Origin of the sequence: Rufibacter tibetensis (assembly GCF_001310085.1) — a bacterium.
Lineage (GTDB): Bacteria > Bacteroidota > Bacteroidia > Cytophagales > Hymenobacteraceae > Nibribacter > Nibribacter tibetensis.
This window is the reverse complement of record NZ_CP012643.1, coordinates 2,077,776-2,103,849: the sequence shown is the minus strand read 5'-3', so window position 1 is coordinate 2,103,849 and position 26,074 is coordinate 2,077,776. Positions and strand designations below refer to the sequence as shown.

23 protein-coding genes are annotated in these 26,074 nt (G+C 48.1%); 16 read left to right on the top strand and 7 right to left on the bottom strand.

Annotated elements, in window-relative coordinates; translation table 11 throughout:
* The first annotated feature begins 48 nt into the window (after nt 1-48).
* Entirely contained in the window at nt 49-660 is a 612-nt protein-coding gene (locus tag DC20_RS08375; RefSeq protein WP_062543415.1) for a phospholipase D-like domain-containing protein, read from the top strand.
* Nucleotides 661-692: 32 nt separating this feature from the next.
* Here DC20_RS08375 and DC20_RS08370 read toward each other — a convergent pair whose 3' ends face one another.
* From DC20_RS08370 to recF, 4 genes are all read right to left on the bottom strand, one after another.
* The gene (locus tag DC20_RS08370) at nt 693-1,268 is read right to left on the bottom strand and encodes an acyl-CoA thioesterase (protein ID WP_062543414.1); all 576 of its coding nucleotides are present in this window, start codon (nt 1,266-1,268) and stop codon (nt 693-695) included.
* 117 nt (nt 1,269-1,385) lie between these two features.
* Nucleotides 1,386-1,721 (bottom strand): hypothetical protein, encoded by a 336-nt coding sequence (locus DC20_RS08365; RefSeq protein WP_062543413.1) that lies wholly within the window; start codon nt 1,719-1,721, stop codon nt 1,386-1,388.
* A 41-nt stretch (nt 1,722-1,762) separates the two neighbouring features.
* A complete protein-coding gene (locus tag DC20_RS08360) occupies nt 1,763-2,089 on the bottom strand; it encodes a DUF721 domain-containing protein (protein WP_083470276.1) in 327 nt (108 codons plus the stop codon).
* 381 nt (nt 2,090-2,470) lie between these two features.
* Nucleotides 2,471-3,586 carry a DNA replication/repair protein RecF gene (gene recF, locus DC20_RS08355; protein WP_062543412.1) on the bottom strand — a complete coding sequence of 372 codons (1,116 nt, stop codon included), beginning with the start codon at nt 3,584-3,586 and terminating at the stop codon, nt 2,471-2,473.
* A 138-nt stretch (nt 3,587-3,724) separates the two neighbouring features.
* On the opposite strand from recF, the gene pdhA reads away from it, so the two are divergent.
* The 3 genes from pdhA (at nt 3,725) to ribH (ending at nt 6,226) form a co-directional block, all read left to right on the top strand.
* Entirely contained in the window at nt 3,725-4,771 is a 1,047-nt protein-coding gene (gene pdhA, locus DC20_RS08350; RefSeq protein ID WP_062543411.1) for a pyruvate dehydrogenase (acetyl-transferring) E1 component subunit alpha, read from the top strand.
* 97 nt (nt 4,772-4,868) lie between these two features.
* The gene (locus DC20_RS08345) at nt 4,869-5,576 is read left to right on the top strand and encodes a tetratricopeptide repeat protein (RefSeq protein ID WP_062543410.1); all 708 of its coding nucleotides are present in this window, start codon (nt 4,869-4,871) and stop codon (nt 5,574-5,576) included.
* Nucleotides 5,577-5,743: 167 nt separating this feature from the next.
* A complete protein-coding gene (gene ribH, locus DC20_RS08340; RefSeq protein WP_062543409.1) occupies nt 5,744-6,226 on the top strand; it encodes a 6,7-dimethyl-8-ribityllumazine synthase in 483 nt (160 codons plus the stop codon).
* An 84-nt stretch (nt 6,227-6,310) separates the two neighbouring features.
* On the opposite strand, the gene DC20_RS08335 is transcribed toward ribH, so the two are convergent.
* The gene (locus tag DC20_RS08335; protein ID WP_062543408.1) at nt 6,311-6,853 is read right to left on the bottom strand and encodes a DUF3575 domain-containing protein; all 543 of its coding nucleotides are present in this window, start codon (nt 6,851-6,853) and stop codon (nt 6,311-6,313) included.
* Between the two features lie 591 nt (nt 6,854-7,444).
* Here DC20_RS08335 and DC20_RS08330 point away from each other — a divergent pair.
* From DC20_RS08330 to DC20_RS08290, 10 genes are all read left to right on the top strand, one after another.
* Entirely contained in the window at nt 7,445-7,828 is a 384-nt protein-coding gene (locus tag DC20_RS08330; RefSeq protein WP_062543407.1) for a TraR/DksA family transcriptional regulator, read from the top strand.
* A gap of 16 nt (nt 7,829-7,844) precedes the next feature.
* Nucleotides 7,845-8,408: an SMC-Scp complex subunit ScpB gene (gene scpB / locus DC20_RS08325; RefSeq protein WP_062543406.1), complete on the top strand. Its 564-nt coding sequence runs from the start codon at nt 7,845-7,847 to the stop codon at nt 8,406-8,408.
* 54 nt (nt 8,409-8,462) lie between these two features.
* Nucleotides 8,463-10,298 carry a pseudouridine synthase gene (locus DC20_RS08320; RefSeq protein WP_062543405.1) on the top strand — a complete coding sequence of 612 codons (1,836 nt, stop codon included), beginning with the start codon at nt 8,463-8,465 and terminating at the stop codon, nt 10,296-10,298.
* Between the two features lie 15 nt (nt 10,299-10,313).
* Complete coding sequence (locus tag DC20_RS08315; protein ID WP_062543404.1) at nt 10,314-11,030, top strand: type III pantothenate kinase; 717 nt, start codon at nt 10,314-10,316, stop codon at nt 11,028-11,030.
* Nucleotides 11,023-12,363, top strand: a complete 1,341-nt coding sequence (locus tag DC20_RS08310) for a hypothetical protein (protein ID WP_062543403.1) — start codon at nt 11,023-11,025, stop codon at nt 12,361-12,363. Before DC20_RS08315 ends, DC20_RS08310 begins: the two co-directional genes overlap by 8 nt.
* Nucleotides 12,364-12,464: 101 nt before the next feature.
* A complete protein-coding gene (gene lptC, locus DC20_RS08305; RefSeq protein ID WP_071885410.1) occupies nt 12,465-13,031 on the top strand; it encodes an LPS export ABC transporter periplasmic protein LptC in 567 nt (188 codons plus the stop codon).
* A 20-nt stretch (nt 13,032-13,051) separates the two neighbouring features.
* On the top strand, nt 13,052-13,186 hold the full coding sequence (locus DC20_RS23575) for a hypothetical protein (RefSeq protein ID WP_262506347.1): 135 nt from the start codon (nt 13,052-13,054) through the stop codon (nt 13,184-13,186).
* Nucleotides 13,187-13,197: 11 nt separating this feature from the next.
* Nucleotides 13,198-14,463, top strand: a complete 1,266-nt coding sequence (locus DC20_RS08300) for a hemolysin family protein (RefSeq protein ID WP_071885575.1) — start codon at nt 13,198-13,200, stop codon at nt 14,461-14,463.
* 83 nt (nt 14,464-14,546) lie between these two features.
* A complete protein-coding gene (locus tag DC20_RS08295) occupies nt 14,547-16,652 on the top strand; it encodes a peptidylprolyl isomerase (protein ID WP_062543400.1) in 2,106 nt (701 codons plus the stop codon).
* A 161-nt stretch (nt 16,653-16,813) separates the two neighbouring features.
* Entirely contained in the window at nt 16,814-18,637 is a 1,824-nt protein-coding gene (locus DC20_RS08290; RefSeq protein ID WP_062543399.1) for a tetratricopeptide repeat protein, read from the top strand.
* Nucleotides 18,638-18,722: 85 nt separating this feature from the next.
* Here DC20_RS08290 and DC20_RS08285 read toward each other — a convergent pair whose 3' ends face one another.
* A complete protein-coding gene (locus tag DC20_RS08285; protein ID WP_062543398.1) occupies nt 18,723-19,160 on the bottom strand; it encodes a PH domain-containing protein in 438 nt (145 codons plus the stop codon).
* An 849-nt stretch (nt 19,161-20,009) separates the two neighbouring features.
* Here DC20_RS08285 and recJ point away from each other — a divergent pair.
* Complete coding sequence (gene recJ, locus DC20_RS08280; RefSeq protein WP_062543397.1) at nt 20,010-21,719, top strand: single-stranded-DNA-specific exonuclease RecJ; 1,710 nt, start codon at nt 20,010-20,012, stop codon at nt 21,717-21,719.
* A gap of 330 nt (nt 21,720-22,049) precedes the next feature.
* On the top strand, nt 22,050-24,983 hold the full coding sequence (locus DC20_RS08275) for a S9 family peptidase (RefSeq protein WP_062543396.1): 2,934 nt from the start codon (nt 22,050-22,052) through the stop codon (nt 24,981-24,983).
* Between the two features lie 233 nt (nt 24,984-25,216).
* Here the strand turns inward: DC20_RS08275 and DC20_RS08270 are convergent, their stop codons facing one another.
* A complete protein-coding gene (locus DC20_RS08270; protein ID WP_083470274.1) occupies nt 25,217-25,981 on the bottom strand; it encodes a glycoside hydrolase family 25 protein in 765 nt (254 codons plus the stop codon).
* Nucleotides 25,982-26,074 lie beyond the last annotated feature (93 nt).

Genomic DNA, 26,074 nt, shown 5'->3' with positions numbered 1-26,074 from the left:
GCTGTTTTTCTAAAATGAACCTGCAACTATTCTGAAAAGATAGAACCTGTGACGTACCTGCTCAATAGCGTAGACTGGCTGCTTATCTGGAACATCGTTTATTTGACGGTGCTGGTGCTGGTGTGCCTGCGCATTATCTATGACACCGGTTCCACCTCAAAAACACTGGCCTACCTGCTGCTGGCCATTTACCTGGCCCAGGAAGAAGTACTCATTACCACCCCTTACTTTATTCCGGGCGAGGGAATTTTGCAGGCACTTACGGTAGCGGCACTAGGAGGCGTGAAGGTGAAGCTGTTGGTGCCGGGCATCTCAGACTCGGCGCTGGTGAATGCCGCGACCTGGTCATATTATGATGATATGCTCCTTGCTGGAGTGGAGATTTACTTGTATCAGAAAGGCTTCATTCATTCTAAGACCATGGTCATTGACGGAGCCGTAAGTATGGTGGGCACCGCCAACATGGACAACCGCAGTTTCGAGCTGAATTTTGAAGAGAACGCTGTGATTTATGACGTGACCACTTCACAGCAACTCCGCGAAATGTTTTACCAAGACCTCAAATACTCAGATAAGATCAACCCTGAAGCCTGGCGCGAACGGTCACACGTGAAACAATTTTTTGAGAAACTGGCTCGCCTGCTTTCACCGCTGCTTTAGGCCTGGTTTACTCAAAGAAGCTCTGAAACAGATTATAGGTCAAAGCCCAACTGACATCGCTGGCCTACCAGCGTAGAGATGTTCTGCCGAAGCTCCAGATTGGTCTTTATTTCTTTGAACTCCTGCTCAGACCGTACTTTTATTTCTTTCCGTTGGATGGCTTCAATGAAACGGCGGGCATCTTCAGGGGTTTCTAGGAGCAGGCCAGGAACTTTAGCGGGCTTGTCGTCTTCGCCTTTGGCCACCATGGTGAAATAGGAGGTGTTGGTATGCTTCACAAACCCTGATTTCACGTTTTCGGCCACTACCTTGATGCCCACCATAAGAGAGGTCTTGCCAACGTAGTTAATAGAAGCCATCAAGCTGACCAACTCACCCACCTCAACTGGTTGTAAAAAATGGACGCCATCCACCGTTACGGTCACACAGTAGTTGCCGGCATGTTTGGCCGCGCAGGCATAGGCTACTTTGTCCATGAGCGAGAGCAATATGCCCCCATGTATCTTGCCACCGAAGTTGGCGTAACTGGGAATCATCAGCTCAGTGAGCGTAGTACGGGAGTAGGAAACCGGACGGAATAAATCTGGTTCAAGTCTGGGTTGCTGCATGGCCGTTTTTACGCGCTTTTTGGAAAAAGTGTCTAAAACGGAAGAATCACTTGCTGTCTTGGAGCTTCCCCTAAGAAGTAAAGATACGGTTATTAGTAAGGGAAGCTTTTCTTTGGCTTAATTGAATGGTTCTTTAACATAGAACAGGGTTAGCACAAAGAAAAAAATGTGCGAAAGAACCAAGCTCAATACGGTATTTTTGAAGCGTGTTGTTTCTTTCGTTAGGTCAAGCAAGAATCCGTAGAGTGGCCATTGCAGAAAGGCCAAACTAATAAGAAGGAATTGGAGGGACTCTGGATTCTTAGATAAAACCATGGGCAGGGATGCCCATGGGAACAGAAGAAATGCTGGACCATACCAACCGTGTCCTCCGCCTGCCATAAAGACTGCGATGATCATGAATAATGGCATCAATAAAGTAAGAACAAGTGTCCACCTGATCTTTGAATCCATTATAAGTCGCCTTTGGTTATGGTATCAGATTGGAGTCTTGTTTACAGGAAGATCACATCATCTACCACTTGCTCGCCCATTTCAATGTTGATCAAGGCCATAACTTTGCCCCGGGCCATATTTAGTTCGTGTTTGAGCGGGGCCGAGGTTAGGCGCACGTACAACTTACGATTGCGCACAAATACCTCCTGCGTTTTCATGGAGATAGCTTTGCCCATGATCTTTTCCCAGGAGCTCACCAGCTTCACCTCGCTTAATTTTCCGTTCAGTTTATAGGCTTTCAGCATAGCATCAATACTGTCTTTCAAGGAGATAGTATCGGCTTTGCGCATGAACGGATTTCTAGGATTAAGCGGACGCAGGGACATAGGAGGCTCTTTTTAGGTGATGCTACGGCGCTAAGGTACTGCAATTGTACACGCTTTGGTGAGATTTCAGGCAGATGAATTTACCCACCAGGTTATCCCCAATGTTGCTTCAGTTATGCACCTGCTATTTACAGGCTGTTTTACAGAAACCTAGCCCAAAGCACCTCCTACTAATACGAAACTTCTCTGCTTTTTACGGCAGTAAAGGAAATTTATTTAGCAGGAAGGAACATTAATCCGCTGGCGCGAGCGTCCCGCTCGTGTCCGCACATTAGAATTACTATTGTTGTTCACCTTGCAAGATGTATCAGGAATACGTGTGGACACGAGCGGGACGCTCGCGCCAGCAGCACAACTAAGAGGAACAGTTTGAATCAATAACTACTCGTCCTCTTCAATTGTCTCTGCGGTGCCTTCAGAGATTCTGAACCGGCGGATGTTATTAGAAAGTGGTTTTAAGATTTTGTCGGTGCGCTCCAGGTGCGTATCGGTAAGGAAGATCTGGCCGAACGTATTGTTGGCGACCAGTTGCATGAGTTGCTCAATGCGCTTTTGGTCCAGTCGGTCAAAAATATCATCTAAGAGCAGCAACGGTTTCTGGCCGTTTGTGGCAGAAAGCACCTCAAACTGTGCCAACTTCAAAGCAATAACATAGCTCTTCTGCTGACCTTGTGACCCGAAGTTCTTCACGCTTTTTCCGTCCATTAAAAACACGAAATCGTCTTTATGCGGGCCTACGGTGGTGCGTTGCAGCAGCAGGTCTTTGCGTTGGCTTTGGTCCAGCAAGTAGGCGTAGTTCTGCCTGGTCAATTGGCTCTGATAGGCCAGCGTCACCACTTCATGTGAATCTGAGAGGTGGCGGTAATGGCGCTGGAACACGGGTTCAAAGGTTTCCAGAAAGGCTGCCCGCCTAATGCTCAGCTCTGTTCCAAGTGGCATCAGCTGCTCGTCCAAGATTTGCAGGTACTCTTTGTCTACATAGTTCTTTTCATAGAACTGCTTTAAAAGCGAGTTCCGTTGTTTCAGAACATAGGTGTATTGAATGAGCAGATCCAGGTAGGAGTGGTCCAGTTGGGCCATGAGGCTGTCAAAGAACTTTCGGCGTTCCTCGCTGCCTTCCCTAATCAAATCTGTGTCATAGGGTGAGATCAAGACCACCGGAAACTTGCCCACGTGCTCGCTTACCCGGTCATAAGGGGCTTTGTTTAAGGTGATAATCTTTTTCTGCCCCGTTTTTAAATAACACTGAACGGCACTTACTTTTTCGTCAGTTTTAAATCGGCCTCGTACAATAAAATAATCTTCTCCTTCCTTGATATTCTGCAGGTCTGAGGAGGTAAAAGCACTTTTGGTAAGCGAGAGATAATGGATAGCATCCAGCAAATTGGTTTTGCCGCTGCCGTTGTCACCAATGAAACAATTGATGTGCGGAGAAAAAGGCAAGGTGGCTTCCTCGTAATTCTTGAAGTGCAGGACGTGTAGATTTTCGAGGAGCATGAACTTGTTTACAGATTTTTACTTAATTTCGCATGTTATAATACCTTACAGAACTGAGCACAGGCTAAATCTACTCTGAAAAAGCCGGTTGGCAAGCTCTGAAATTTTTGACTTAACCCTTACGAACAAACATACAGTATGGCAGAGACGAAAGCAGCGAAGACGAATGATGCGAAAAAGGCAAAGGTAAACGCTGCCCCAGCATTTTCAAAAGAGACCTATATGCGCTGGTATGAGATGATGCAGCTCATGCGCAAATTTGAAGAGAAAGCCGGTCAGTTGTACGGCCAGCAGAAGATCAAAGGTTTCTGTCACTTATACATTGGGCAGGAAGCCTGCGCGGCCGGTGCTATCACCGCGCTTACCAAAGATGATAAATGGATCACCGCGTATCGTGACCACGCCCACCCGCTAGGATTAGGAACTTCTCCTAACGCGGTAATGGCTGAGTTATATGCCAAAGCCACTGGTTGCTCAAAAGGCAAAGGTGGTTCCATGCACATTTTCGACAAAGAAGTGAATTTCGTAGGTGGCCACGGTATTGTAGGTGCCCAGGTTCCACTTGGTGCTGGTCTGGCTTTCGCTGAGAAATATAACAAGACCGGTAACCTGTGTATCTGTTACATGGGTGACGGTGCCGTCCGCCAGGGTGCTTTGCACGAAGCGTTCAACATGGCCATGCTATGGAAGTTGCCAGTAATTTTTGTGGTAGAGAACAATGGTTACGCCATGGGTACCTCTGTACAGCGTACGTCTAACGTGACCGAACTGTATAAACTAGGCTTATCTTATGACATGCCGTCTGAGCCGGTAAACGCCATGCGTTGCGAAGATGTGCACGAAGCCGTAGCCCGTGCCGCTGAACGTGCCCGCGCCGGTGAAGGTCCTACTTTCCTGGAGTTCCGTACGTACCGCTACAAAGGTCACTCTATGTCTGACCCAGCTAAGTACCGGACCAAAGAAGAATTGGAGACTTACCGTAACCAGGACCCAATTGAAAGCGTGCGTTTCACCATCTTGGAGAACAACTACGCTACTGAGCAGGAACTAGAGGAAATTGACAACAAAATCAAAGAACAGGTTCTAGAGTCTGTAGATTTTGCCGAGAAGTCTCCGTACCCAGCTCCGGAAGAATTATACACCGATATCTACGTAGAGAAAGACTATCCGTACGTGATGGACTAAAAAACCGTGCCCGTTGGAACCCAGCTTAACAAATTGGGGTTCAACGGGCAAGGCTTTTTCTCAAGAACAGCATCTAAATCTTATATTATACTTTCTGATGTCAAATAACACAATGAAGCGAGAGAGCGAATTCGAGCTAGTGGAAAACCCAGATGCCCTGGCTGATCGCCTTGTAGGAGGGTCCGAAGATTTTGTGGCCCGCCATAAAAACTTGCTGATTGGTATTTTTGTAGCCATTGCCGCCGCTGTAGTAGGAGGGTTCCTGTATTACCAGAACCAACAGACGAAGAATGAAGAGGCCCTGGCTGCGATGTTCCAAGCCGAATACTATTTAGAAGCTGATTCCCTGAGCAAAGCCTTGAACGGTGATGGCCAAAACGAAGGTTTTAAAGCTGTTGCAGAAGAGTACGGCAGCACAAAAGCTGGTAAACTTGCCAATTTCTACGCTGGCGTGGTTTCCCTGAAGCAAGGCAAATACCAGGAGGCCCTGAACTACCTGGAAGAATTCAAGTCTGATGACCTTCTGTTGCAAGCCCGTGCGTACAGCCTGCAAGGCGATGCAAACCTGGAGCTAGGCAAGAAAGAAGAAGCGGCTTCCCTTTACAAGAAAGCTGCTGAGCACAAAGCCAACGACTTCTTTTCACCACAGTACCTGATGAAAGCTGCAGTAGCGTATGAAGCTGCTAACCAGTACACAGAAGCCATTGAGGTCTATGACCGTGTAATCACTGATTACCCGCTAAGCCCAGAGGTAAACGACGCCAAGAAATACAAGGCTCGTGCCGAAGGATTAGCTAAGAAATAAGTCTCTCTAGAGACCAGAGTAACAGAGCGGCCGCTGAAAATAAAATTCAGCGGCCGCTCTGTTTTTTTATGCAATTTTGCGTACAACCGTTTCCGGACTGGTTTAAGCAAATTGTGCTCTAAATGCAGGTTCCAGAGATAAACGTCTCCTTTAAACGTCCTTAGAAAATGGCAAGCGCCCTTAAGAATCTTAGCTCTTACAATTCAGATAACCTCCCAGATATCTCCGGCAAGAAGTTTGGCCTGGTGGTGGCAGAATGGAACAAAGAAATTACAGATACCCTCTGTAAAGGAGCATATGACACTTTGCTGCAGCACGGCGCAAAGCCCGAGAACATCTACCGCAATACCGTACCGGGTTCTTTTGAACTTACCCTTGGTGCTCAGTTTCTGGCGCAAAGCAATGAAATTGATGTGGTTATTGCTTTAGGTGTGGTGATCAAAGGTGAAACCAAACATGATGACTACATCTGCCACGCGGTAGCCCAGGGGCTCACCCAGGTAGGCCTCAAATTCAACAAACCCGTGATCTTTGGTTTAGTTACTACCAACGACGAGCAACAGGCTTGGGACCGTGCTGGTGGTAAACACGGTAATAAAGGCGTAGAAGCTGCCGCTACAGCCATCCAGATGCTGAACTGGGTAAATTAATTGAGAAGATACGTTTCTTCTAAAACAGGAAAGCCCTTTGCATGAGCAGAGGGCTTTCCTGTTTTTGATGCAGTTACGATGCTACTAGAATTTAAGACCTAAGCTGATTCCAGCCCGGCCAATGAATCCATTGAGACCAGAATCTTTGATTTGGTCCTCATTCCCGATTTCTACTGCAGCCGTGCCCCCGGTGTACTCGGGTCCCAGGAAAATATCAAAAGAGACCCTGTCTTTGAAAATCCACTGTCTTCCGGCAACTAATCCGCCTCCAAAGTTTGTAGTAGTTCCTTTGTATCTCTCACCATCAAAGAGGTCGTCTTCTCCTTCAATGGTAAAGCGCATAAAGGAAAGAAAGGGTGCCACATAGAAACCATTTGGGGCTGGAGTTTCAGAAAGGTAGAATCTATACTCTGGTGTTACTCCATAGCCTGAAAGCTCTTCATACTTGGTAAAGAATAGTCCTAACTGAACACTTCTGCTATCATTGAGCACACGCTCATAATAGAATGAGCCAGTGGCAACCAATGGGGCCAGTAAGTTAGCTTTCACTAAGTTGTTTTGGGCTTGCACAGGTTTGCTCATAAAAGCAAAGCTGCAGATCAGAGCGATAAAAAAGATCTTTTTCATTTCAAGGGTTTAGGTTTTGAGATGGTAAGACCAGTAAACCCAAGGGTACCCCTACGCCACAGCATTTTTATATAGAATAAATCAGATATCAGGAAATAAGCCAGACATGCTACCCTCTGGAGGAGGTAGCAGTTTTAAGCATGGATAGTAAGAAGTACTATTTTGAGCTTGGTTTTCGTAAAATGAGCTAGTGATAGCTTACCTACGTTTACGTGCAGCGGGAGGCATGCTGCTTGAGTAGGGACAGGAAAATGCTTGTGAAATGAAGGAGAGAAGTTGCTCCTGCTTGAAATTCAGCATGCTGCAAAAGCTTTACTTTCAGAAATAACGTATCTAAACCTATCCTTTTTAAAAGGAGAATAAGAAAGCAAAAGTAAGAAATAGTAGAATTCATCTATCAATTTGTTGCTCTGCTTAGTTTTCCGAAATAATAACTGTATTTTTGCGGAAAAAAAAGCGGCCGGCCTTATTGAGAAAACAGGAGATAGTATAAATTCTACGTACTCTTCGCAGGAAATACTACTGTTAAGGCCGACTATTTTACCTTGAATAAAAACAAACTATAGCCTAACCGTTACGAACAAAAAAGCCATGAGTGAAGAAAAACAGCGGTATTCCCAAGAGGAATTGAACGAATTTCAGGAAATCATCATTGAGAAATTAAATAACGCCCGCAAAGAGGTAGCCTTCATTAAGGAAACCTTGAGCAGACGGAACGATGCTGGAACTGACAATACCGCTTCTACTTCTAAAGTATTGGAAGATGGAGCAGATACTCAGGAAAAGGAAAGTTTGAACCAGTTAGCGTCTCGGCAGTTAAAGTTTATCCAGCAGTTGGAAAATGCCCTTATCCGCATTAGAAACGGAAGCTATGGCGTTTGTATAAAATCGGGTAAATTGATACCAAAAGAGCGTTTAAAAGCTGTGCCGCATACGCAGCACACCATTGAGGCTAAAATGAGCCGCAACGACTAATTAAACCGCATAAAATTTGAACCTGTTACTGAATCATCTTCAGGCGCTAATATTCTGCGCCACCTCTCCTGTGTCTATTGAGGAATTGCAGAAATGCCTTTCTGAAGCATTGGTGACAGAGGTGAGCGTAAGTGATGTATTGGAGGGAATTGAGCAATTAAATGCTCAATTCTCTACCGATGCCTTCGCCTTTCAGATTTACGCAATTGGAGGCGGGTACCAGTTTTTGACCAAACCTGCTTACCAAGACTCGGTAAGTATTTTATTGAAGCATAAATCAAAGAAGAAGCTCTCCGCTTCAGCTTTGGAGACGTTGGCCATTATTGCCTACAAACAACCCATTACCCGTTCACAAATAGAGCAAATCAGAGGCGTAAGCTGTGATTACGCCATCCAGCGTCTGCTGGAGAAAGGCCTTTTGGAGATCAAAGGCAAAGCAAACACCATTGGGCGCCCCGTCCTGTTTGGCACCAGCCAGAAGTTCATGGAATATTTTGGCATCAACCACCTCAAAGACCTTCCACAGCTCAGAGACCTGGCACCGGAAGAGAACACCATCGGCGAAGCCGCTGCGCTTTAATTCAGAATCACATCCTTTTTATACAGTAGAGATACTGCAATTTTTCACAAGAACATGGCTATAAACGAAGATACGCCTCAAGAAGGCAACGATCGTCCACGGAACAATAACTCCTGGAACGAAAACAAGAAAGTATTTGGCAGAGGCACCCGCTTTGACCGCCCTGCTGGTGGAGACCGTGAAGGAGGTTTCCGCAACCGAGACAGAAACGCAGACAATTCAGATAGACCCTCTTCTGGTGACCGCGGCCGTTCAGAAAGACCGCGCCGCGAAGATAACCGTGAGGGAGACATAAATACCAACCGCGAGAACAGAGAACGCGCGCCAAGAAGAGAAAACGAACGCAGAGGCGGCGATTTCCGTCCGGCGCGTGGGTTTGAAAGACCAGACAGAGGCAACGATCGTCGTGACGAGAGACCTCGTGGTGAAAACGACCGCTCTGACCGTAGACCAGCCAGAGAAGGTGGGTTCAACCGTCCTGAAGGCAGAGACTCAAGAGGGGGTGGTTCTTTCCAGGACCGTCGTGAAGGAAGCAGAGGCCCAGCCCGGGGTGATGAAGAAAGAGGCGGAGAGCGTCGTTCTTTCGGAAACCGTGGAGACCGTGGTGGCGAACGCCGTGGTACAGACCGCCCATCTTTTGGCGCAGGCAGAGATGATAACCGCCCAGCCCGTGGGGGAGACCGCCGTGAAGGTGGTTTTCAGAAACCAGGCGGCTTCTCCTCTGATCGCAACGGTGGGTTCAATCGCGGCAGCGATGACCGCAGAGAAAGAAGCGGGAATAGAGAAGAGCGTGGCGGTGACCGCCGCGAGGACAGAGGCTTCAACCGTGATGACAGACGCAGTGATGCTCCCCGTGAAAACAGGCCGTTTTCCGGAAATCGCGATGAAAACCGTTCTGAGCGCCCGGCCCGCAGAGAAGGTGACAGACCCTTTGACCGCAATGCTCCACGTGAAAACCGAGGCCGTGATGACCGTTCCTCTTCTTTCCCGAAAAGGGATGGGGCTCGCCCAGAGCGAGGCTCTACCCGCCCAGACCGCAATGACCGTCCGGCCAGAGGAGAAGGCAAAGGCTTTAAAGAAGGCCGTTTTGGTCGCTCAGAAGAAGAAACCCAGGAAGCACCTTTTTACAACCTGAAACGCTATGAAGAGCGCCGGAAGAAGAGAGATGAGTCTTACGGAAACGAAGACTTACGCTTAAACCGCTATATCGCCAACGCTGGTATTTGCTCACGCCGTGAAGCTGACGAACTCATCGCCGCGGGCGAGATCAAGGTAAACGGACAAGTAGTGACGGAGATGGGCTATAAAGTAGCGCCTACAGATACCGTACAGTACGGCCGTAAAACCTTGAGCCGCGAGAAAACAGTGTACGTGCTGTTGAACAAACCAAAAGACTTCCTGACTACCACTGATGACCCGGAAGGCCGCAAGACCGTGATGGACCTAGTGAAGAATGCCTCTAAAGAGCGTTTGTTCCCGGTAGGCCGTCTGGACAGAAACACCACTGGTTTGCTTCTTTTCACCAATGACGGGGAACTGGCTCAGAAACTGACGCACCCGTCTAACAAAATATCTAAGATTTATCAGGTAGAACTGGATAAGCCTATCACGCAAGAGCATGTGAAGCAGATTCAGGCTGGCTTGGAACTGGAAGATGGCAAAGCTGAAGTGGATGATGTAGCCTTGTTAGGAGAAAGCAACAAGTTCTTAGGCATTGAGATCCACATTGGCCGTAACCGCATTGTGCGTCGCATTTTTGAACACCTGGGGTATGAAGTAGTAACCCTAGACCGTGTGCAATATGCCGGCCTTACCAAAAAAGACTTACCAAGAGGCAACTGGCGTTTCTTAACAGAAAAAGAAGTAGTGCGCCTGAAATACTTCATGTAATCTGTCGTTCATTAGATGCTGAATCTGGCGATAGACCGGGGTAACACCCGCATCAAAGCCGGTCTTTTTAAAGACGGGCTTTTGGTGCAACAATACACCTGTCCAGACTTTCCCGCTTTGGGGAAAGAACTGGCGGGAGTTACCCTGCAAAACGCCATCATGTCTTCTGTAAGCCAGGAATCTGCCGAGTTGGTACAGCACATCCCGGTGTTGGGGCAACGAATTCTGTTCAATGCTCAGACACCGGTTCCGGTGCAGAACAACTACGGAACGCCCCACACTTTGGGAGTAGACCGGTTGGCAGCGGCCGTAGGGGCACAGTACCTGTTGAAAGACCGGCATTGCCTGATCATAGACGCAGGTACATGCATTACCTATGACGTACTGGAAGCCGATGGCACATTCCAGGGCGGAAGTATCTCACCGGGCATTACCATGCGGTACCAGGCAGTTCATTCCTTCACCGGAAAACTGCCGCTCTTGGAGGGATATGAGGTACCACCCATACCCGGTAAAACAACAGCTGAGGCTATCAAAGGTGGAATCTTGTTTGGCGCTATGGTAGAGGCAGAAGGTATGATTCAACATTATGAACGTCAATACAAACCATTGACGGTTATTCTGTGCGGCGGTGACGCCCAGTTTTTTGAAAGTACAGTAAAAGCACGCATCTTTGTCATTCCCGAATTGGTTTTAATCGGGTTAAACCGAATACTTGAGTATAATGTATAAGCCTTTCCGCGCACTGTTATTGATTTCTGGTCTAGCAATTGGATCACAACAACTTCAGGCGCAACAGCTCTCTAACTCCCCTTATTCACGCTTCGGGATAGGAGACATGGTGCATGGCACAGGTTCCATCCGTAGTGCTGCGATGGGACAGATAGGGGTAGCCAACGGTAGCGCCGCTCTTATCAATGACCAGAACCCTGCCTTGCTTTACTACAACAGTTCCGTGACCTTTGAGGCCGCCGTGGCTTCTGAATTAAAACGGATTTCTGATAAGAACACTTCCCAGATAGATGGTACGGGCAACTTAGGTTACCTGTCCTTAGCTATTCCTCTTTCCCGCCGGTGGACTTCCGCTTTTGGATTACGGCCTTACAGCAGAGTAAATTATGTGACGGTTGCCAGCCAGCCAGTAGTAGGGGCAGAAAACACGGTTACGGCTTTTAGTGAGTACAACGGCTCTGGTGGTTTGAACGAAGTGTATTTTGCGCATGGCGTGAGAATAGCCAATGGGTTGACGGCGGGTGTTTCTGGTTCTTATCTTTTCGGGACTATTGACCGGCAGGAATCAACCGTTCTGGTAGACACTGAAGATTCAACCAGCGCTTTACAGAAAACCTTAATCCACACTACCTCCAAATATTCAGGGTTGATGTTCAAAGGAGGCTTGCACTATCGCAAAAAGGTAAGTGACAAGGCTAGCTTAGGTTTTGGGGCTACTTATGCCGGTAAAGCCAACATTGAGACAGACCGCCAGGTAGCCCAGGAACGTAGGTTTTTAGATGAATCTGTGATTTCCAGCCTGGTGACGGATAGCGTAGAAGGCTACACCACTGTTCCGCAGGTGCTACAGGTAGGTTTGACATTTGACAATAACAAGAACTGGTCTGTAGGCGCTGATTATACCCGCGTAACAGGTTCTGATTTCAGAGGGTTCAGCTTAAACAAAAATGAAGGCCGCCAGGAATTAGGCGACGGCTACAGAATAGGAGTAGGTACCGAAATCACGCCCGATGCCGGGTCTGTAAGCTCTTACCTGAGACGAGTGACGTACCGCTTTGGGGGTTATTACGGAAACTCAGCCATTAATGCCATTGCACAAGGTAGCAACGCCGCAACAGTTCATGACCTTAAAGACATGGCACTTACCTGGGGTTTCTCCCTGCCATTGGGCAGAGGCGTGCGGCCTCCAGATTATACCCAGGCATTGCTGAACACCAGCTTTACCGTAGGGCAGCTCCAAGCCAAGAACACCGGGTTGAAAGAACAATACTTCCGGTTTAACGTGGGGGTTACCTTCAATAACAGATGGTTTGTGAAACGTAAGTTTGACTAAGCACCCAAATTCTCTATACAATTTCAGCACAAGAATAACAGATACCAGGCCCCTCAATCCATTGCTGATTTTTGGGTCTGGTATCTGAACCGTTTAAAGGAATGAGTAATCTATTTCAACTTCTGCTGACAAAAAGCTGGTTCTCTGGAACTCAACTCCTCCTCGTGTTTGCTTTAGGGGCTTTAAGCTGGAGTTGCCAGAACGCAGATGAGAACATCAAGCCCATTGAGTACAAAGGACCTGCTTCTGAAACCTACAACCAAGTGACCATCTACAGTGACTCAGCGCAAATGAAACTGAAGCTGAGCGCCCCAGTAGAACAGCAATTGCAGAACGGTGACATTGTCTATACCAAAGGCATGTACATCACTTTCTACGAGGACGGAACTCCCACCACCATCATCACTGCCAAGTATGGGCGTTACGACAAAGCCAAAGACCAGTACTTTGCTAGAAATGACGTGGTGGTAAAAAACATTGTCAAAAAAGAACAATTGAACACTGAGGAGTTGTTCTGGGAGCGGCAGAAGCAAACTATTTTCACTGATAAATTTGTGCGTATCACCAGTGTGGATGAAGTAGTGACAGGAGTAGGCTTAACGGCTAAGCAAGATTTCTCTGACTACACATTAAAGCAATTCTCTGGCTCTTTCGTGTTGAAACAATGACCTTAAAACAAACGATCTACATGGCGCTGGCCGTCGCTTTCCTGGTGATTGGCGTGCATCAATCCATTGTGGTAGGCGTACTGGAAAGTTATTGGATCATCATGTTATCTATTATCTTTCTTATGCTTTTCCGTATGGATAAAGCAAAGCGTTGATTTCCTCTCCCATGGACCTTGTCTTCTTGTATATAGCTGCTACGGCAGGGCTTCTGCTGTTATTGCTGTTTAGCTTGGCAGAGGTGGCCATGCGCCAGACCGGACGGGCTTACACCCGGTTACAGGTTGCAGAGGACCCACAGTCCTCTTTAGGTTTCTTATTGCGCCGTGAGCGGCAAACCATACTGACTATTCATCTGGGATTAGGCCTGAGCTTACTCTTGTTTGGGGTGGGAGCCTTTGGCAGCCTTACCTATTTGCTGCAGCAGTACCTCCAAGCCCAGGTAGCCCTCCTGGTGGCTGGCTTGCTGACAGTTCTGATTGGCTGGCTTTTATTTCTAGGACTCGGGACATTAGCCAGCTTGACTGCACCAGCCCGTCAATTGAAAATGGTGGCCGGAGTAGTGGCTTTCTTTCTGGTACTATTTTACCCCTTTACGTTTCTTATTAACTCCGTTTTTGGGCTGTTTTCTGAAAAAGACGACGAAGCCGAAACTGAAATCCTGGCCAATGCGGTAGCTTTTCAGCCGTTTGCGGTAAGACTACATTCTCCGGAAGAGATTGTGCTTACGCCCAGCAGCGAGGTAGACAGTAAAATCTTCCACAACGCCCTGGAATTTAAAAATGTGAAAGTGCGCGAATGCATGGTGCCCCGCACTGAGATTGACGCCATAGAGTTGGAAGAAGGCGTAGAGGTGCTTCGACAAGCTTTGATTGATACCGGCCATTCCAAAATCCTGATTTACCAGGATTCCCTGGACCACATCTTAGGGTATTGTCACCAATTCTCCCTTTTCAAAAATCCAGCTACATTAGAAGAAATCCTGACGCCCATTGAGGCTGTACCGGAGAATATGCTGGCTCGGGAGCTGTTCGTGAAATTCATTACCGAGCACCGCAGCATTGTACTGGTGCTGGATGAGTTTGGCGGAACCTCAGGAATAGTGACCCTGGAAGATGTGATGGAAGAGATTCTGGGTGATATCAACGATGAATATGATGAGGAAGACCTGCTGGAGCAGGCTTTACCAGAACCCAATACCTTTCTTTTCAGTGCCCGGCAGGAAATAGATTACCTCAACGAAAAATATTCCCTGAACTTACCTGAAGGCGACTATGAAACTTTAGGCGGTTTTATCTTGTCTGTATTGCAAGAAATACCCACCGCAGGCGACGTGGTAGTAGTTCCTCCCTTTGAGATCAGGATCCTGTCTATGGATGAGCATCGCATCAATACGGTACATTTGTCCGTAAGGTTGGCCCCCACAGAAGAATAACCTGCCCGATAGGCACTTATATTTTGATTTTATCACATATTGCGATTATTTTGCATAACGCTTAAAATACGTCTAATACTTACATGGCATTAATTAACAAGATTCGGGAGAAGTCAGGCTTCGCCATTGGCGCAATTGCTATAGGCTTGCTCATTTTCATTGTGTTGGGAGACCTGCTGGGGCCAAATTCCCGGTTGTTCGGAAGCAATACAACAGTAGGGGAGGTTGCCGGACATGAAGTGTCTGTGCAGGAATTTGAAGGCATGTTTGAGGAGGCCAAAAACAACTACGCCAACCAATACGGCCGCCAGCCTTCTGAAGCAGAACTTGCTTCATTGCGTGAGCAGACCTGGAACCAGTTAGTATTCAAGTATGCCTTTGAAGAGGAATTTGAAAAAGTAGGCTTAGGCATCTCTGCTGAAGAGCAGGTAGACATGGTACAAGGACGTAACGTGCACCCGGCTTTAAAGCAAATGTTCACGGATCCACAAACCGGGCAGTTTAGCGTAGAGCAGGTTAAGCAAACCCTTCGTAACCTGGGCAGCATGCCTCCAGAGCAGCAAGCTGCCTGGCGTAAATACGAAGCAGACTTAGCCACTGACCGTCTTCGTAACAAATACTACAACCTGTTCACGTTCTCTAACTACGTGACCACTGAAGAAGCTAAGCGTTTCAACGCAGAGCAAAACACCCGCGCCAGCATCAACTCTTTGTTTGTTCCTTATTTCAGCATTGCTGATTCAACCATCAAAGTAACCGATGACCAACTGAGCGAGTACCTGAACAATAACAAAAAGAAATTTGAAGTAGAAGAAGGCCGTTCAATCACCTATGTGACCGTACCGGTATCCGCTTCTAAAGAAGATAGCTCAGCCTACAGCACAGAGACCCAAGAGTTAGCAGCTCGTTTCGCTACTACTGAGAATGACTCTCTGTTTGTAAAAGCAGAATCTGACACTCCTTTCAACAGCGCTTACTTGCCCGCCAATGAGTTGCCGGAAGAACTGAAAACCCAAACGTTGGAGAAAGGCAAAATGTATGGTCCTTTCGCCCAGAACGGAAACTTCAGCTTATACAAGATCATGGACGTGAAGGAAGGCGGGAAAGCCTCTGTACGTGCCAGCCACATCCTGATCAAGCCAGAAAATACAACTCCAGAAGCCAAAGCCGCTGCCAAAGCAAAAGCGCAAGACTTGTTAAACCAAATTAAAGGTGGTGCTAATTTCGCTCAGCTAGCTGCGCAGCACGGAACTGACGGAACAGCCTCACAAGGTGGTGACTTAGGTTGGTTCACCGAAGGCCGCATGGTACCAGCTTTTGAGAAAGCAGTATTTAGCGCTCCGGGTGCAGGTCTGTTGCCAAACCTGGTAGAGACTGACTATGGATACCACATTGTTAAGATCACGGAGCCTAAAACTACCAAAACCTATCAGGTAGCCCAGGTAACCCGCGCCTTGACGCCAAGCGACAACTCTCGTGAGAATGCCTTCAGCCGCGCTGGTGTTATTGCCTCTAGCAGCACAGATTTAGAGTCTTTCAACAAGGCCGTTGCCAATGAGAAAGGCGTAATGAAAGCTGAAGCTAAAAACTTCAGTGCTTCTGACCGTGCCATTAACAACCTGCAGAATGCTCGTGAACTGGTACGTTGGGCTTTCTCTGAAGACACCAAAAAAGGCGATGTTTCTCCGGTAATCACCATGGATGACCAGTACGTAGTAGCGGTGTTAACCGGGAAACGTGAAAAAGGAATTGCCAAAGTAGAGGACGTACGTGATGAGTTAACTGCTCTTGTTCGTAATGAACTGAAAGCGAAGAAAATCAAAGAGAAATTAGCTTCTCTTTCTGGCCCGTTAGACCAGATTGCCGCTAAATATGGTCCAGATGCGTTGGTTCGTCCAGCCAATGATGTGACGTTGGGAGCTGCTAACGTACCAGGTTTAGGATTTGAGCCAGTAGCCGTAGGCAAAGCGTTCGGTCTGAAACCAGGACAGCGTACAGGCCCTATTGATGGGGAAGGCGGAGTAGTGATTGTGGAATTGACCAGCATCACCCCGGCCACTCCGGTAGCTGATGTAGCCTCTGTAAAGCAACAGCTGCAAGGCACCCGCGCCGGACGTGTACAAGGCGCCTTGTATGAAGCCGTTCGTAAAAACGCAGACATTAAAGATAACCGGGTTCGCTTCTTCTAAGAGAAACCGGATCAAGAAAACAGAAGAGCCGCGCCACCCAGCGCGGCTCTTCTGTTTTTATACAAATCCATTTTAAAGCAGTTTTTCAAAAACGAGCCTAAAACAGTATATTGAATACCTGTAGAATACGTTAAGGGAGAATAGCTTAGCTGGAGAATACCATGAAGAGAAAGTTATTGTTGATGTGGCTGTTGGTCATAGGCAGTTTGGGTTTCGCTATCCCCCAGAGTTGGGCGCAAGGGGTTCCCGAGCAGATGGCACTGGCCAAGGAGTACCTGCGGCAAAATGAATACACCAAAGCAGAAGGCCTGTTCAGTAAATTGATTGAACAGGACGTTCAGTTTGGACTAGTGTACCCGGACTACCTCAAAACCCTGCTGGCCCTCCGTAATTTCAAAGAAGCCGAGAAGCTGGTAAAACGAGCGCAGAAGAAATACCCTGATGTACCGGCCTATTCCATAGATGAGGGACGCGTAATGCAAGCCTCTGGTAACACCGCAGCGGCAGAGAAGAAGTGGGCCCAGGTAGTGCAGACCACCACTCCCGAAAATGTGTACGGCGTAGCTACGGCTTTCCAACAGGCAGATATGTTGCCCTTGGCAGAGCAGGCGTACCTGAAAGCCCGTCAGCTAAGCGGAAGTGAAAAGACTTTTGCTGCCCAATTGCTACAACTGTATGCTTTTCAACGCAAAACAGATTTGCTGGTAGACGAAGTATTGCGTCAAGTCAAAAGCAACAGTGTGCCCCTTACTTACGCGCAAAACCTGTTGCAGAACACTCTGCGTGACGAGGAATCTCTTACCATGTTGGAGCAGCGCCTCATGACAGCTGTTCAGGCAGAACCTGATGCCACACCTGTACAGGAACTGCTAATCTGGACTTTGTTGCAGCGGAAAGACTTTGGTCCAGCCCTGCTCCAGACCCGTGCCTTAGACCGACGTACCCAAGGCGGTGGCACCCGGGTCCTTTCCATGGCTGATATCAGCTTGCGCAACAAAGACTATACGACAGCTATTGAGGGCTACACCTACGTAATGCAGCAGTACCGTTCCGGCGAATTATACCCTATTGCCCGGCAGCGCATTATCCAGGCCCGTGAAGAACAGGTAAAGAACACATTCCCGCTAGACAAAGAGAAGATCAAACTCTTGGCGCAGGAGTATGAATCACTTCTCCAAGAACTTGGGCGTAATGACCGCACCGCTGAAGTGATCAAAGAACTAGGTGAACTGCAGGCATTCTACCTGGATGCTCAACCAGAAGCTGTGAAAAACCTGCAGGAGGTAATTGCTATGCCTCGGGCGCAGCCTAATGTAGTGGCAGAAGCCAAACTAATTTTAGCCGATGTGTACCTGCTACGCGGAGAGCCTTGGGAAAGCACATTGTTGTATAGCCAGGTAGAGAAAACGCACAAAGAACAGCCACTGGGGTATGAAGCCAAGCTCCGCAACGCTCGCCTCAGTTACTACAAAGGAGATTTTGAACTAGCTCAAAGCCACCTGGACATATTGAAACTGGCTACTAGTCGTGAGATCGCGAATGATGCCTTAGACCTGAGTCTGCTCATCATTGACAACACCGGTATGGATACTTCAGCAGCTGCGCTGAAGGAGTATGCCGCCATTGACTTCCTGGTGTTCCAACACAAGTACCCCGAGGCAATGGCTGCTTTGGATAAACTACTCATCAAGTACCCCGGGCACAGCCTCACCGATGAAATCTACTTCCAGAAAGCAGAGCTTTTGCAGCAAACGGGGCAGTTTCCAGAAGCTGCCAAAAACCTGCAGTTCATCATTGACAATCCTAAATACGACATCCTCTCAGATGACGCACTGTTCCTCTTAGCCAAATTGAATGAGGAAAACCTGAAGCAGCCTGAGAAAGCCCAGGAACTCTACAACAACCTATTAGTGAAACATCCGGGGAGTGTGTTTGTAGCCGAAGCCAGAAAGCGACTGAGAAAGTTGAGAGGAGATAAGGTATAGGCAAAAGCTCTGCTCAGTTTTCAGGCGTTTTCCAAAAATCAGCCTTAAAACAGAGCAGAGCTTTATAGAAGAACAAGTAAATTCCTTACGCTTTTAGCTCAATGTTTGGGTTCACTTCTCGAAGCGCATTCAGAAACTGTTCCTTCTCAGCCGGAGAGAAATATATGGTATCCCAACGGTTATAGTTGATTACCAAACCGTGCAATCCCAGTGCTGGCCGTAACCCAGACCAGAGATACTGATTCAACTTCACTTCCCTTATTTTCTGAATAGGAATACTGCCATGCAACGGCCCACATCTGAAATAAAGCGTTTCGCCCGCAATGCGATAGTAGGTGCCAAACCAGATCCAAAGCAGCAAACTACAGATTAGTAGGCAGAAAAGTCCCAGAGCAATCTTTCCCGCCAGAGGCATGGGGCTTTGTATTTCCTGCGCAAGCATAAAAAATAGCAGTGCGGTGGTGCCCCAGATGCCTAAAGTGCTCACCCAGCTTTTAGAAGAAGAGAACGTAACAGGAATCATAGCCTTGCAAAGAATTTACTATAAGGTACTAGATATCTAGCTCCTCTGCATCAATTACAAGGCTGTTTATTTTTAGTGTACTGGTTTGGCGTAGACACTCGTAAGACCTCCGGAAACTACGAGGTATTTTGAGTTGGCGGTATTGCAGCTGTGGCGGATGATCTGGTTTTGTAATCCAATACACCTTTGGGGTGTCGTCCCACTGAAGTTGCAAACTTCAGATTAATGTGGGTCCAAGTTGAAAACTTGAACCATGGAGAGGTATAAAGAAAGAAACAGCATCTACTTCTTTCACCCTATTCCAGTCTTTCCCTCGAGCGCCTCGCTTTTGGCCATAGATAGACTTTAACTAAGAGAAATGAACTTCTCAGGTCGAAAGGGCAGTGCGAGGGGGAAAGACGGGGCCTCGCGGCCGTGAGCGCACGGAGGGCAGCAATGAAACAGTCAAGTATAAGGGCCTCGCATCAACCAGGCACTACGCCAGCAACGGCAAAAGGCGTGCACACAGACAGAAGTACAATAAGCTTACAACGGAAAACAAAGACGCTTATCTGTAAACAGCTATGCCCAGTTTTAAAGCAATTTCCGCAAAGCAGCCCTAAAACTAATCCCGGAAGAAAATAAACAGAATAGCGAGGAACAAGAAGAAAGACAGGTACATAAGCACATCTACCAGGCCGTAGTCTTTGTATTTGTGGTAAATCTCTTTTAATCTTTTCACTTGAGTATATCTAGAGAATCAGAATCTGTCGTTTAAAAACACCAAGGTACAGAAAGGAGTGCCCGGTTCTCTCTCAGATTTCGTATTTTTGTCACCTCATTTCACAGAACAAGCCGCAGCAACAACCGATGCAGAAACGATGGGTAATAAAGGAAGCGCCGGACGCCGCAAAAGTACAGCATATTGCCACCAGCCTGAACATGAGCCTCACGTTGGCGTCTGTTCTCTGCCAGCGCGACATTTGTACGTTTGACGAGGCCAAAGCCTTTTTCAGACCCTCGCTCCAGGAGTTGCATGACCCATTCCTGCTCAAGGACATGGACAAAGCGGTGAACCGGCTCATTGAAGCCCTCCACCAGCAGGAACGCATTCTCATCTACGGCGACTATGACGTAGACGGCACCACCTCGGTAGCGTTGGTCTACGGCTTTCTACAAACGTATTTTGAGGATCGGATTGAATATTACATCCCAGACCGCTACTCCGAAGGCTATGGAATCTCTTTCCAAGGCATTGACTGGGCCCAAGAAAACGGATACAGCCTGATTATCTCCTTGGACTGTGGCGTAAAGTCTATCGACAAGATAGCGTACGCCAACACCAAAGGCATTGATTTCATCATCTGTGACCACCACTTACCTGACGACGAACTGCCTCAAGCCATAGCCGTGCTGGATGCCAAACGCGCCGATTGTCCGTACCCGTACAAAGAACTGGCAGGTTGCGGGGTAGGTTTCAAATTCATGCAGGCGTTCTGCCTGCAAATGGGTCTTGATGAAGAGCCACTCTTCCAACTTTTGGATCTGGTGGTGGTGAGTATTGCCGCCGATATTGTGCCTATCACCGGCGAAAACCGTATTCTGGCTTACCACGGACTTCAACGGCTAAACAACGGAGTTCTACGGCCCGGTTTGCAAGCCCTGAAAGAACTAGCCGATTTACGCAGTGAACTAGACATTACCCAAATTGTCTTCGGGTTTGCACCGCGTATCAATGCTGCTGGCCGTATGGGCGATGCCAAACGCTCCGTGGCCATGCTCCTGGCCAAGACGAAGGAAGAAGCCTTTGACATGGTGCAGAAGATCAACGTCTCCAATTCAGAGCGACGCGGGCATGACACCAGCATCACCAAAGAGGCACTGCAGATGATTGAGGACGATGACTTCCTGCGCAGTGCCCGCTCAACCGTCTTGTTCAAAGAGAGCTGGCACAAAGGAGTGGTAGGCATCGTGGCTTCGCGCTGCATTGAGAAATACTACCGGCCTACCATCATCCTTACAGAGTCTAACGGGAAAGCCACGGGTTCTGCCCGCTCGGTGCATGGGTTTGACGTGCACCAGGCCATTCTGGCGTGCTCAGATTTACTGGACCAGTTTGGCGGGCACATGTATGCTGCCGGGCTTACCTTGCCTGTGGAAAACGTGCCAGCGTTTAGGGAGCGTTTTGAGCAAATCGTGACCAATACCATTCTGGAAGAACAGCTGGTACCCATGGTGGAGATTGACATGCCACTGGAACTGCACCAGATAAGACCCGGGTTTTTCAATATACTGAAGCAGATGGAACCGTTTGGCCCCGGCAACATGGCACCAGTATTCATGAGCACTTGTGTGTATGACACCGGTTCAGCACGGGTGGTAGGAGATGCCCACCTGAAACTTCGCCTCACCCAGGACGGCGAAACTTTCTTTGATGCCATCGCCTTTGGCATGGCCGAGTATTATCCACGCATTCAGAAAGGCATTCCATTTGATGTGTGTTACTGCATTGAAGAGAACGTTTTCAGAGGAAACGTGACATTGCAGCTACGCATCAAAGACATCCGCTTTGCGGAATAAGCAGCATCCCTGAGGCTTCTTCTGTGGATAACTGCTTTTGATGTACTTCCTGAAAAATGCGCTATAAGCGGCTCAACTAGTATATTTCTTTGAAGCCAGCTTTGCCTATTCTTAAATACAAGAATTTAATTTTCAGTGCCTTGTATACAGATTGCTTGTGGAAAGGTGCTTGTCTCATCTTATGCAAAGCTGATTAGTTTCTGTTGATTACTAGCTGTTTTCTAAAAATAGGCTGAATTCAAGTTTTACCTGTGGATAAGTTCGCATCTGATGGGTAGATGCTGTATTTTTAAGCTGCTTACTTCCAAACACAAACAACCTCTTTCTTATATGAAACACAAATTCCTTTTGGCGGGACTCTTGCTGAGCGCAGGTGCGTTGACGGCGCAAGCACAAACGCCAGCCAAGAAAGTCTTAACCCACGATGTCTACGACTCCTGGAAAAGTGTTGAGGCCGACTCGCTCTCCAATGATGGGAAATACCTGCTCTATGCCGTCAACCCACAGGAAGGAGATGGGGTCCTTCACCTGAGAGATTTAAGCCAAAACTCAAGCAAGGTTTTCCCGAGAGGGTACCGCAGCGGCTTTACTTCTGACAGCCGGTTTGCCATATTTCAAATAAAACCTACGTTTGCTTCTACCCGCCAAGCCAAACTGAAGAAGAAAAAGCCCGAGGAAATGCCGAAAGACTCTTTGGCTATCTTGGACCTAACCAAAGGCACTACGCAGTACGTGGCTAGGGTAAAAGCCTACAAATTGCCCAAGCAGAACGGCGAGTGGCTGGCCTACCATCTAGAGGCACCCTTGGCTACCAAAGCCGTTAATGATACGAGTAAAACCAAAGCGGCCTCTTCTACTTCCGCAGCAGCCAAAGCTCCGGCAAAAGGCGCAGGCACGGGTGCAGCTAAAAAAGAAGAGGGTACTCAACTGGTGTTGCGGCACCTTCCTACTGGGCAGGAATATCAGTTTGACCGCGTCACAGATTTCCTGTTCTCAGACAAAGGCAACCGGCTGTTCTTTGTGAAAGCAGAGAAGGATGCTTTTCACAAAGGAGGCGTGTTCGCTTTTAATACCTCGGCTCGTAAAACCATGTCGATAGACACTGGCCGTGTTACTTACAAAAACCTGGTGGCAGACAAAGATGGGGAGCAACTGGCCTTTGTCTCCAGTAAAGACAGCACGGGCAAAGACATCCGGTATTTTCAGTTGTTGCACTGGGCTGCTAAAGACAACCGAGCACGGGTTATTGCAGATACTACGTTCAAAGGCATGCCTGCCAAGTGGATGGTCAGCGAACACGCGCAACTAGGGTTCTCAGATAAAGGAGACCGCCTCTTCTTCGGGACATTCCCCAGACCAATCCAGTACGAAAAGGATTCCACCAAATTGGAAGAGGAGAAGGTAAGCCTGGATGTTTGGACTTACCGTGACCCTTTGATCCAACCCATGCAGTTAAAGCAACTGGAACGGGAGCAGAAACGCTCGTTCCTGGCCGTGTATGATGTAAAAGGCAAGAAAATAGTCCAGTTGGCCACTCCTGAGATTCCGGATGTCTCTTTGAACCCCGGGCGTACCGCCGATGTGGCTGTGGGCAGCAGCAACGTGAACTACCTGCTGAGTGTGGGGTTTGATTCACCCTCTAGGCAAGATGCCTGGCTGATTAGCTTAAAGGATGGAAGCCGGAAACTGGCCGTAAAAGACACTCGTGGCACCCCACGTCTTTCACCGGGCGGGAAATACCTGTACTGGTACGAGCCCTCAGACAGTTCCTGGAAAGCAATGAATGTGAAGGAAACCAAGCCGGTGAACCTCACTAAAAAGCTGAAAGTAGCCTTCTACGATGAGCAGAACGACGTACCTACGCTTCCGGATGATTATGGCTTAACTGGCTGGACAAAAGACGACCAATACCTACTGGTAAATGACCGTTATGACCTGTGGCGCTTAGACCCAGACGGGAAAGCCCAAGCCGTGAACATTACCGATGGGTACGGACGTCAGAACAACCTGCAGTTCCGTTACCTGAGCTTAGACCCTAGCCAGCGCGTGATTTCTTCTGAAGACAGACTGCTGTTGCGCACCTTGAATCTCAAAACCAAAGATGCCGGCTTCTACACAGATTATGTAACCAAGTCCGGCGCCCCGCAGAAAGTCATGATGGAGCCATATAGCTTCAGCAGCGTACGGAAAGCCAAAAACAGCGATCGCCTTATCTTCCGGAGAGCCAGCTTCAGGGAGTATTCAGATGTGTGGGTAACCAATACCAACTTCAACGCGCCACAAAAAGTAAGCAATGCCAATCCGCAGCAAAGCGAGTATTTGTGGGGGAACGTGGAACTGGTAAACTGGCGCTCAGATGACGGGGTTCCGTTGGAAGGGCTCTTGTTCAAGCCGGAGAACTTTGATCCGAAGAAGAAATACCCCATGCTGGTATATTTCTATGAGCGTAACGCGGAGACCCTGCACAACTACCGTGCTCCTGCGCCCAGTGCCTCTACCATCAACATCCCGCTTTTTGTAAGTCAGGGTTATTTGGTGTTTGTGCCGGACATTATCTACAAAGACGGTTATCCCGGTGAGAGCGCCTATCACAGCATCATCCCGGGCGTGCAAAGCCTGGTAGCAAAAGGGTTCGTGGATGAGAAGAACATGGCCCTGCAGGGACAAAGCTGGGGCGGTTACCAGGTAGCGTATCTGGTGACGCGTACCAACATGTTTAAAGCCGCCATGGCCGGAGCACCCGTAAGCAATATGACCAGCGCCTATGGCGGAATCAGATGGGAGAGTGGTATGAGCCGTCAGTTTCAGTACGAGCGCACCCAGAGCCGCATTGGGGGTACCCTGTGGGAGAAACCCATGCAGTACATTGAGAACTCGCCGCTGTTCTATGTGCCTAAAATAGAAACGCCGCTCATGATGATGGCCAACGACAATGACGGAGCCGTTCCGTGGTACCAGGGCATTGAGATGTTCATGGCTATGCGCCGATTGAGCAAGCCGGTGTGGCTTTTAGTGTACAACGGCGAAGCCCACAACCTGATGCAGCGCAAGAACCGCAAAGACCTCTCCGTGCGCATGTCGCAGTTCTTTGACCATTACCTGAAAGGAGCCCCAGAACCCGCCTGGATGAAGAAAGGCGTTCCAACCTTGGTCAAAGGCAAAGAATATGGGTTGGAACTGATTGAGGAGCCTGCCACAGCAACGCCAACGCCGGGGCAACAACCTGCTACTACTACAACCGCCACGCCGGCTACAATCAGATAAAGGTTTAAAGCCTCTTTTCTGAAAACACCATAAAAGCCCAGCTTCTTACACAGAGGCTGGGCTTTTATCTTTTAAAAGTAGTTCTTGGACTGGCGATGGGATGGCTAGTAACCAATCATAGGAAGTAGCTTGGTAGAGCCCACAAGTCAGCAGTTGAAGAATGCATACAAGCGAGAATTCTGAATTAACTACGAGCCCGTTTTCAGCCTGATTTCTGAAAAGGATGATACCATCTACTTGGTTTGGGCAATTACTGTGGCCGGTGCAGGCTGTTCAGCCGGGGCAGGAACGCAGAAAGTACTTAGGTCTTCTAAATCGCCGTAGAACCAGTTCACGTCTACCGGTGACTCAATCCCTTTTACGATGCCTTTTTCAGAATACTGCCAGAAAGCCATCTTGTCTTTTGGGTGAGTAGAAGGCTCTTCGTTTTGGTAACGGGCAATCCAGAAATGATAGCCTGGGAAGTGACCCCGCAACTTGAGGTCGTAAAATTTCTGGTAAGTATAAATGATGGGTTTCACGCCGTAGTGTTTTTCAATGGAAGTAAGCCACAGGCGGACATCGTTGCGCATTTGAGCATCAGATACATCTTGGGCAAAGGTTTCTACGTCCAGAACAGGAGCTAAATCGCCAGGCTGAAGAGTGACGGTGTTTTTGAAAAGCTCTATCTGCTGGTCTACGTTTACCCACGGCAAATAATAGTGGTAAGCGCCGCGTTTAATTCCTTGTTGGCGGCTGTGTTCCCAGTTACGGTCAAAAAAAGGATCTTTTAAGAAATCACCTTCGGTGGCCTTGATGAACGCAAAGTTGATGTTAGATTCTTTCACATGTTTCCAATCTACTTCCTTCTGGTAACGTGACACATCAATGCCATGTAAATAGGCAGAGGGGTCCGAACCGGCACTTAGCAGGGTCAGGCAGAAAGTAAATAGGGCCGCCGCCACTCCCGAGCGGCGGGCAGCTTTCCTGAAGATGGAAAACATAGAGTGTACGTGCATGTGGTAAAGAGTAGTAAAAGGTACAGCTAAATGACAGCTTTTGCAAGCATTATCCCTATATCTCAATCACTTTATTTGATAAATTATACTGAG